Genomic DNA, 5,838 nt, shown 5'->3' on the forward strand with positions numbered 1-5,838 from the left:
ACATGGTCTCGCAGAGCTCGACCGTTCATCACTTGCCGCATGCCACTAGGCATTCGTCATGCACCTGCGGTGCAGCGTTCTTCACCCCCATGTGAGAGTAGGACACTGCCAGGTCCCAATTCCGAAAAGCCCTTGTCTGACGACAAGGGCTTTTTTGTTTGTGTTATTCATAGTTTCTGTCGTTTATCGATTAATTTCCTTTTTAATACTATCCGCTTATAGATAAATCACTAAAACCTATCTACATTCTCCTAATGTTAAATTAATGTAAAGTGGGCGTGATGGCGTATTTCGTAATAGCAACAATAGCCGCTATCGTTAATGTTGTTACGTCGTTTATGACGATACATGTACTAGTTTCAACAAGTATTTTGTTTTTATCTGTTCTTATCGCGGCTGTTGCTATGGGTAAGTTTTTCCAAAACCATAGCGTATCTCCGAACACAGCAGCAGTTAGCGATGATAATAAAACAGCGAGCAGAAATGATGCCACGATGGTAAGTCGTGCAGCGAGTAATATTGCTATCGGTAGCGCATCTATTTCTTTCTTTTTAGAGCAGTTATCAAAGGCATTCAAAGAGCAGGTATCTAATATCGGAGAAATGAGTGGCAGACTCCAGGAGTTAGAGGCGTCTTCAACCCAATTAGATGATCTTGCTAAAACTGCGTCATCTTCTATGAACGAATCTGACGAAAAAACCCAGCTCGGAAGTACGTCTTTGAGAGAAGTATTAAGCCAACAACAGCAACTGGTTGTAAACATAAATGCGTCATCTGAAGCGCTTACTGCATTAAAAAGCAAAGCTGAGGGGATAAGCACCATAACCAATACCATTAACCAATTGGCTGACCAAACCAATATGCTAGCGCTTAATGCGGCTATTGAGGCTGCAAGGGCGGGAGAACAGGGACGTGGTTTTGCTGTTGTTGCTGATGAGGTGAGGGAACTTGCAAAGAAGACAACTGATGCGACTTCAGGAATAGAGAGTCTACTAAAAGACATGAATGCAAGCAGTCAGGCTGCAGTTGCAACGATGGAAACAGTACTTAATTCCAGTGATACTATGAACACAACGCTGCAAGTTTGCGAAGATGCTATCTCACATTCCAGTGTGCTTTCTACAAAAGCACGCGAATCGATGGGGGCTATGCAGTCAATGGTTGAAGTGAATGCCGAACATAGTGCAGGTATAAGCAAAAATATTCTTCAACTGCACACCACTACTGAAAAGTTAGGGCTGGATCTAACTGATGTATCTACTCAGGCGCTTTCATTAAGTAGCCAAGCAGAGGACATATTTAGGCTTCTAGAAAACTTTGATGTAAATGATAGAAATAGTGAAGTAAGGGACATTGCAGTTAATGCAGCCAAGGCAATAGGTAAACGATTCGAGCAAGCGATATTGCAAGGCGAGATATCAGAAGCAAACCTTTTTAGCTTTGACTATAAGCCTATTGTGAACACCAACCCTGTTAAGCACACCACACCTTTCGATAAATTCACCGACAACGTGCTCCCTGATATTCAAGAGCCTTTATTACAAACACATAGCTTTATAATTTATGCCGGTGCGGTTGATAAGAACGGATACTTTCCTACCCACAATAAAAAATTTAGTCAGCCTCTAACAGGCAACTACGATACGGATTTGGCAAATAACAGAACAAAACGCATATTTGATGACAATACCGGTAGTCGTTGTGGCAGCAATACTTCGACCTTCTTGCTACAAACTTATAAGCGCGATACAGGGGAAATTATGCATGACTTATCGGCACCAATTTATGTCAACGGCAAACATTGGGGTGGGTTTCGCATAGGTTATAAAGCTGTGGAACAGTGATATCTTAGTGCGCTATTAATGAGAAACTATTACCGGCCCGATACATTGGTAGTGTCGAAAGCACGACTTGGCACATTAGTGTCATCTGGTGCTATCTACGATGCAAGGCGCCCTAGAAACATCTATATAAATGGTTGGATGGTATTACATGTTAGTGAACTAGAAGCTAACTGAAATATCTTACGCAGTTATCGCTACAGTAGTTGCCTATATTCTGTGTTTTACGCTTTTATTTGTGGCTTGCATCCCATACCATTAATAAATTGTTAGTCGTATATAAAAGTTTATGCCTTCACTAAAGCGTTATAGTACGTTTGGACTAGATGCCAACTGCGCATCAATCCATGCCTTTTCTGACATTCCTTCGTTTCTTTCTCTTTATAACTCGCATGAGACTGTCTATTTACTTGGCGGTGGCAGTAACTCTATTTTTACTGAAGACTTTCAAGGCGCAGTGCTGGTTAATGAGATCAAAGGCATCAGTCATTTTGATGATGAAAGCTATCATTATCTGCGCGTAGGGGCAGGTGAGAACTGGCACGACTTTGTTACCTTGTGTTTAGAAAATCAGTGGTATGGGTTAGAGAACCTAGCGCTTATTCCTGGTTCAGTTGGTGCGAGCCCTATACAGAACATTGGTGCTTACGGCATTGAAGTTAATGCGTTTATAGACACAGTTGAAATCGTTGTTTTAGATACTGGTGAAAAGACGAAGCTTAAAAACAACGATTGCGCCTTTGGATACAGAGACAGTATTTTTAAAAATGCGCTCGCTAACAAAGTGCTTATTACACACGTTAATTTTAAATTACCCAAAGCACATACGCTGGTTACGTCATATGGTGAATTAGCTGCATTAGAAACACCTACCCCCGAATCCATCTATTATAAGGTTATTGAAATTCGCCAACAGAAACTACCCGACCCTTCTTTGCTTGGGAATGCAGGTAGCTTTTTCAAAAACCCAGTGGTGCCTATGTCGGTGTTAGCTAATATAAGTAAACAATACGATACTGTACCTCACTTCGTTGTGCCCTCATCCGATGTTCAAAGTAGCGATGAATTCGTTAAGATACCTGCTGCCTGGCTAATCGACCAATCGGGTTTTAAAGGTGCCACGCTTAATCAGGTGCGCTGTCATCCAACCCAACCACTAGTGTTGACTAATTTGGGTGGCGCGAAAGGAAAAGATGTCATCGCAATGGCTAGCGATATTATCGCCACTGTATACGATAAATTCGCTATAAAACTAGAACCAGAAGTACGCCTTATGGGCAGCAAGGGACTTATTTCGCTATGAGACAAGCATCAAAAGCAATAAGAAAGCATATTTTAGCGTTACTGGCCGACGGACAATTTCATTCAGGAGAAACCATTGCACAGCAGGTTGGGCTATCGCGCACCGCAGTTGCAGGGCATATATCTCAGTTAGCAGACTGGGGGCTGGATGTATTTAAAGTGAAAGGTAAGGGCTATCGTTTAGAGCGAGGATTCCCATTGTTAAGTGCAGACAGCATTAAAAAGCATTTAGGTAACACAAAGCGTGCAATGATTGATGTTGAATCAGTGTTGCCATCTACAAATACCGAATTAAAAAAACGCATAGCAAATAATAGAGAAGACCTTGCCGACGGCGATGTTATTTTTGCAGAAATCCAAACAGCAGGGAGAGGGCGACACGGTCGTTCTTGGTTAGCGCCTGTTGGTGGCAGCCTTACTTTTTCGATGTATTGGTCTTTTCCTGATGGATATCAAAGTATGGCCGGGCTTTCGTTATTAGTAGGTCTTGCTGTATGTGATGCATTAAAAGAGTTCGGTGTAGACGATGCCGAATTAAAATGGCCAAACGATATATACCTGCAAGGAAAGAAGTTAGCTGGCGTGTTAATTGAAGTGGAGGGGCAAATTGGTGCCACTGCACATTGTGTAATTGGCATTGGTTTAAACGTATGCGTACCAGATAGTCAATATGACGTTGGTCAGCCGCACAGTGACCTAGCCAGTTTTCTAGGGCAAACACCGGATAGAAATGCGCTAGCAGCTGAAATAATTAAATCGCTATGGTCGTATTTACCGAAATTCACTCAACAGGGCTTTGGACCTTTCGCACCTTATTGGGAAGCGTTAGACCTTTATGCAGATAAACGCATTGTGCTGCAGATGGGAGAAAAGCGTTTTTCTGGTATTGATAGAGGCGTTGATGCTAGTGGTGCACTGCTTGTTGAAACGCAAGATGGCATTACACGCTTCCACGGTGGTGAGGTAAGCCTACGTGGTAACTAATTCGCAAACCCATATAAACGAAAAAAATGTCGTTTTAGTGGATATTGGTAACACTCGTATAAAATATACGTTGTTAAGCGATGCTGAAAATGAGCCAACTGGATGTGAAGATGTCGCTTCTTTATTTTCTTTTGTTGATAAACAGGAAAAAGTCTCACATTTATATGTTGCTTCGGTGCGAAATAAAGAATGGGTTGATGAAATTTCAGCCATGTGTTTAAACAGAAATATTATTTTTGTAGAAAAGCACACCGAAAAAGAAGCCTTTGGCATAAAAAATAGTTACGCCAACGAACAAAAAATGGGCGTTGATAGATGGCTTGCAATGATTTGCGCAGCAGAAAAATCAAAAAAAGCCTTTTTTGTTATGGATGTTGGAACGGCCATAACGGTAGATTTTGTCGTAGATGGTCAACATTTAGGCGGTTGGATAGTGCCAGGCTTTCATGTAATGAGAGACGCACTAGTTGCTTCAACTAAAAAAGTGTTCGCAAACGATGAAATTCCGACCACCTTTGGTGTAGGTAATGACACTGAAGAATGTGTGGCCACAGGATGCCACGCAGCTGTTTATGGTGTTTATTTGAGCGCGGTTGATTACATATCAAGCAAACGATCCGATTTTGATGTGATTTTAGGGGGTGGAGACAAAAAAGTGTTTGCATTCTTAAAATCCGCTGATAATATGCGCCTCGCTCATTTGGTGATGCAGGGTCTTGCCCGCTACGCTCGAAGTGAACTGTTACAGTAAGCATCGACGTAAGTTTCTGATTGGTTAAGAAATCGGTCAGAAAGAAAATTGAAAAATTTTCAAAAAGACACTTGCACTGAGTAAATCATTACTCTAGAATGCGCACCCACTTGATGTAGTGCCGACTTAGCTCAGTTGGTAGAGCAACTGACTTGTAATCAGTAGGTCGCCAGTTCGATTCCGGCAGTCGGCACCATCAATCTGGAGGGGTACCCAAGCGGTCAACGGGAGCAGACTGTAAATCTGCCGGCTCAGCCTTCGCAGGTTCGAATCCTGCCCCCTCCACCACTTTCTTTATGAGGTGGCCAGAGAATTAGGATTGCGGGCATCGTATAATGGCTATTACCTCAGCCTTCCAAGCTGATGATGCGGGTTCGATTCCCGCTGCCCGCTCCAAATCAGTGCTGATATAGCTCAGTTGGTAGAGCGCACCCTTGGTAAGGGTGAGGTCGGCAGTTCAAATCTGCCTATCAGCACCAGTAATTTCTCCCCAGCTCATGTAAAATTTCATAAATTTTTTAATGTAACTTTGCTGGGATAATAGAAATGGCAAAAGAAAAGTTTGAACGTACGAAACCCCACGTAAACGTGGGTACAATCGGCCACGTTGACCACGGTAAAACTACCCTAACTGCAGCTATCACTACAGTTCTTTCTAAAACTTACGGCGGTAACGCTCAGGCATTCGATCAAATCGATAACGCGCCTGAAGAGAAAGCACGTGGTATCACCATTTCTACTTCACACGTAGAATATGACACTCCAACTCGTCACTACGCACACGTAGACTGCCCAGGACACGCTGATTACGTTAAAAACATGATCACTGGTGCTGCTCAGATGGACGGTGGTATCCTAGTAGTTGCTGCGACTGATGGCCCTATGCCACAGACTCGTGAGCACATCCTACTTGGTCGTCAGGTTGGTATTCCTTACATCATCGTATTCATGAACAAGTGC

Annotated in this window: 7 protein-coding genes and 4 tRNA genes; all 11 read left to right on the top strand. The window is 42.7% G+C overall.

Features of this window, described 5'->3' with window-relative positions; translation table 11 throughout:
• On the top strand, window positions 1–222 hold a 222-nt coding region (locus tag ACGHAV_RS16840), incomplete at its 5' end, for a hypothetical protein (RefSeq protein ID WP_390383338.1).
• 59 nt (window positions 223–281) lie between these two features.
• Entirely contained in the window at window positions 282–1,844 is a 1,563-nt protein-coding gene (locus ACGHAV_RS16845; RefSeq protein WP_390383341.1) for a methyl-accepting chemotaxis protein, read from the top strand.
• 18 nt (window positions 1,845–1,862) lie between these two features.
• On the top strand, window positions 1,863–2,018 hold the full coding sequence (locus ACGHAV_RS16850; protein WP_390383344.1) for a hypothetical protein: 156 nt from the start codon (window positions 1,863–1,865) through the stop codon (window positions 2,016–2,018).
• A 112-nt stretch (window positions 2,019–2,130) separates the two neighbouring features.
• Window positions 2,131–3,144, top strand: a complete 1,014-nt coding sequence (gene murB, locus ACGHAV_RS16855) for a UDP-N-acetylmuramate dehydrogenase (RefSeq protein WP_390383347.1) — start codon at window positions 2,131–2,133, stop codon at window positions 3,142–3,144.
• Window positions 3,141–4,127 (top strand): bifunctional biotin--[acetyl-CoA-carboxylase] ligase/biotin operon repressor BirA, encoded by a 987-nt coding sequence (gene birA, locus ACGHAV_RS16860; protein ID WP_390383350.1) that lies wholly within the window; start codon window positions 3,141–3,143, stop codon window positions 4,125–4,127. The genes murB and birA overlap by 4 nt, the downstream gene beginning before the upstream one ends.
• Window positions 4,117–4,878 (top strand): type III pantothenate kinase, encoded by a 762-nt coding sequence (locus tag ACGHAV_RS16865; RefSeq protein ID WP_390383353.1) that lies wholly within the window; start codon window positions 4,117–4,119, stop codon window positions 4,876–4,878. The genes birA and ACGHAV_RS16865 overlap by 11 nt, the downstream gene beginning before the upstream one ends.
• A gap of 120 nt (window positions 4,879–4,998) precedes the next feature.
• A tRNA-Thr gene (locus tag ACGHAV_RS16870) sits at window positions 4,999–5,074 on the top strand.
• Between the two features lie 7 nt (window positions 5,075–5,081).
• Window positions 5,082–5,166 (top strand) — tRNA-Tyr (locus ACGHAV_RS16875).
• Between the two features lie 33 nt (window positions 5,167–5,199).
• A tRNA-Gly gene (locus ACGHAV_RS16880) sits at window positions 5,200–5,274 on the top strand.
• 7 nt (window positions 5,275–5,281) lie between these two features.
• Window positions 5,282–5,357, top strand: a tRNA-Thr gene (locus tag ACGHAV_RS16885).
• A gap of 67 nt (window positions 5,358–5,424) precedes the next feature.
• Window positions 5,425–5,838: GTP-binding protein (locus ACGHAV_RS16890; RefSeq protein ID WP_390376072.1), on the top strand; the 414-nt coding region annotated here is incomplete at its 3' end.

Source organism: Alteromonas sp. MTD1 (assembly GCF_042848195.1).
GTDB lineage: Bacteria > Pseudomonadota > Gammaproteobacteria > Enterobacterales > Alteromonadaceae > Alteromonas.